Below are 3006 nucleotides of genomic sequence, written 5' to 3'. Positions count from 1 at the left end.
AGTCGACATTGACGTCAGCTGACACTCCGCTTTCGCGAGCAAGCTCGCTCCCACATTGGGTTTTGCATTTCCAAGTCAGAAATGCGGTGTAAATCCGATCGAACTCACGGCAAACACACCGGGTCAACCGCCCATACCAGCCATGAGACCTCGGAGACCCGCGATGACCGACTATCCAAAACCACCCTTCCCGGCACAAGCCCAAGCCGTTCCCGGTTCGCAACGCAAAATGGAGCCCTATCCCGATTGCGGCGAGCAAAGCTATGTCGGTTCCGGGCGCCTGGCCGGCAAGATCGCTCTGATCACCGGCGCTGACAGCGGCATCGGCCGCGCAGTGGCGATTGCCTTCGCCCGTGAAGGCGCCGACGTTGCCGTCGCCTATTTGGATGAACACGAGGACGCCAAGGAAACCGCGCGCTGGGTCGAACAGGCCGGGCGTCAGTGTCTGCTGTTGCCGGGCGATATTGCGCAAAAGGCCCAGTGTCAGGCCTTGGTCGACAAAACCGTCGAGCGCTTTGGCCGCATCGACGTGCTGGTCAACAACGCCGCATTCCAGATGACTCACGAAAACTTCGAGGAAATCCCCGACGAAGAATGGGTGATGACCTTCGACGTCAACATCACCGCGATCTTCCGCCTGTGTCAGGCGGCGATCAAACACATGCGCGCCGGCTCGTCGATCATCAACACCAGCTCGGTCAACTCGGACATGCCCAAACCCACCCTGCTCGCCTACGCCACCACCAAAGGCGCAATTGCCAACTTCACCGGCGGTCTGGCGCAGATGCTCGGGCCCAAGGAAATCCGCGTGAACTGCGTGGCACCTGGGCCGATCTGGACTCCGCTGATCGTCTCGACCATGCCCGATGAAGAAGTGCAGAACTTCGGTGGCAACACCCCACTCGGCCGCCCCGGCCAACCGGTGGAAGTGGCGCCGATCTACGTGCTGCTGGCCTCGGACGAAGCCAGTTACATCACCGGCCAACGTTATGGCGTGACCGGTGGTAAGCCGATGCTGTGATGCCCCCTTCGCCAACGCCTACAGTAAAACTGAAGGCCCATTGAACACGGTGCGATTGCCGTCACATCGACCACTTGAGGGCGGCAGATCATGAGTTTTATCGTGTGGGTGGCGGTGCTTGGCGCCGTGCTGTTGACCCTGGCACTGACCTCGTCGTACCTGCGCTGGATGCCGGTGACCACGTCAGCCGTGTGCTTGCTGCTGGGGATCGGCATCGGCCCCAGCGGCCTTGATCTGCTGAAACTGTCACTGGAAAACGCCTCGCTGTGGATGGAGCACCTGACGGAAGTCGCGGTGCTGTTTTCCCTGTTCGTCTGCGGTTTGAAATTGCGTTTACCCCTGCGCGACAAGCGTTGGCGGATCGCCTTTGGTCTGGCCGGGCCAGTGATGGTGCTGACCATCGTTGGCGTTTGTTTGCTGCTGCATTTTGCCTTGCGCTTGCCGTGGGGACCGTCGTTGTTGATCGGCGCAATTCTGGCACCGACCGATCCGGTGTTGGCGGCGCTGGTTCAGGTCAACGATGCGCGGGATGTCGACAGCGTGCGTTTCGGGCTCTCTGGTGAGGCAGGGTTGAACGATGGGATTGCCTTTCCGTTTGTGATTCTCGGTCTGTTGTTGATGCACGGCGACGGCAGTGCTGCCGAATGGCAAGGCTGGGTGTTGCGCAACGTATTGTGGGCAGTGCCTGCCGGATTGCTTACCGGTTACTGGATGGGCCGAGGTATCGGTCGCGTGACCCTTTCGTTGCGAATCCACAATGACGACAGCACGCTCAGCCCCAATGATTATCTGGCGTTGTCGTTGATTGCCCTCGCCTATGTCGTTGCCGAAGCCATCGGCGGTTACGGCTTCCTGTCGGTATTCGCCGCCGGGTTGGGCCTGCGGCAAGTCGAAGTCAAATCCACCGGCGCCGGCCAACCGCCTGCCGAGCATCTGGTGCAACCGGTGGTCGGCCATCAGAACGTCGAACCGCAGCACGCGGTGCACGGCGATACCGAGCGGCTGGAAAGCAGTCAGGTGGCTGCAGGAATAATGATGGGCGATATGTTGTCGTTCGGCAGTCTGGTCGAGCGCGCCATGGAAGTGTTTCTAGTGACCCTGCTCGGCGTGGTGCTGGTGGCGCACTGGGATTGGCGGGCGTTGCTGGTGGGCGGCGTGTTGTTCTGCCTGATCCGCCCGGTCTGCGTCGCACTGATGCCGTGGGGTGCACTGATGGAGGGACGGCAACGGCTGTTGATCGGCTGGTTCGGCATTCGTGGGATCGGCAGCCTGTTCTATCTGTTTTATGCCTTGAATCATGGGCTGACCGATAGCGTGGCCAGCGTGTGCACTGACCTGACCTTGTCGGTGGTGGCGCTGAGTATTTTGCTTCATGGCATCAGCACGCAACCGATCCTGGCTCGCTATGAACAGCGTAAAAAACAAAAAAACTGATTTTTGTTTCTTGTATTTATTCAGAGGATTGATCGAATTTTTTTCTTTAAAAAAATGGATCCCTCGGCAATTGCCCACAGTCACAAGCATAACCCCTCGCCGAATGTGTCCAGCGGGGCCCGGCAGGTTCGGTTCCACTGCGGCGTTTAAGCCTGTTAAAGGAATCCTTGAAGAATAAGGTCACGGTCATGAAAGAATGCTCGACTCCGGCGCAAATCAAGGCTTGCAGAGCACTGGCTCTGGAACGCAATCGTCAATTGTTCGATAACGCCCATACGCTTAATCGAGCGGCCAATGCGCTACTGGACGTGGCTGATATGGACATTGAACAGTTTGAGCACTACCGGGCGCTGCGCAAGAAAGCCGACTCGATGTTTGAAGATGCTATCGATCATTTGTGTGTGTTGAACGAAGACTTCCCGCCGATCCCGATGTCGTCGCAGAACTCGGTGGCGTTGCGTCGAGAGCTTGAGACCGTGGAGTGAGCCAGAACAGCCCCCTCACTGTAGAGACCGGTACATCCTTTACAAATTAGACCGGGGACATCGTTT

Annotated in this window: 3 protein-coding genes; all 3 read left to right on the top strand. The window is 58.4% G+C overall.

What is annotated here, in order from left to right:
- Positions 1-163: 163 nt before the first annotated feature.
- The 3 genes from ACW9IR_RS29105 (at position 164) to ACW9IR_RS29095 (ending at position 2940) form a co-directional block, all read left to right on the top strand.
- Positions 164-1021, top strand: a complete 858-nt coding sequence (locus ACW9IR_RS29105; RefSeq protein ID WP_457466049.1) for a glucose 1-dehydrogenase — start codon at positions 164-166, stop codon at positions 1019-1021.
- Between the two features lie 90 nt (positions 1022-1111).
- A complete protein-coding gene (locus tag ACW9IR_RS29100) occupies positions 1112-2455 on the top strand; it encodes a cation:proton antiporter (RefSeq protein WP_457466047.1) in 1344 nt (447 codons plus the stop codon).
- A 188-nt stretch (positions 2456-2643) separates the two neighbouring features.
- On the top strand, positions 2644-2940 hold the full coding sequence (locus tag ACW9IR_RS29095; protein WP_016984229.1) for a hypothetical protein: 297 nt from the start codon (positions 2644-2646) through the stop codon (positions 2938-2940).
- The last annotated feature ends 66 nt before the right edge of the window (positions 2941-3006 follow it).

Source organism: Pseudomonas sp. SDT291_1_S447 (assembly GCF_054070155.1).
This window is presented reverse-complemented; position numbering and strand designations above follow the sequence as displayed.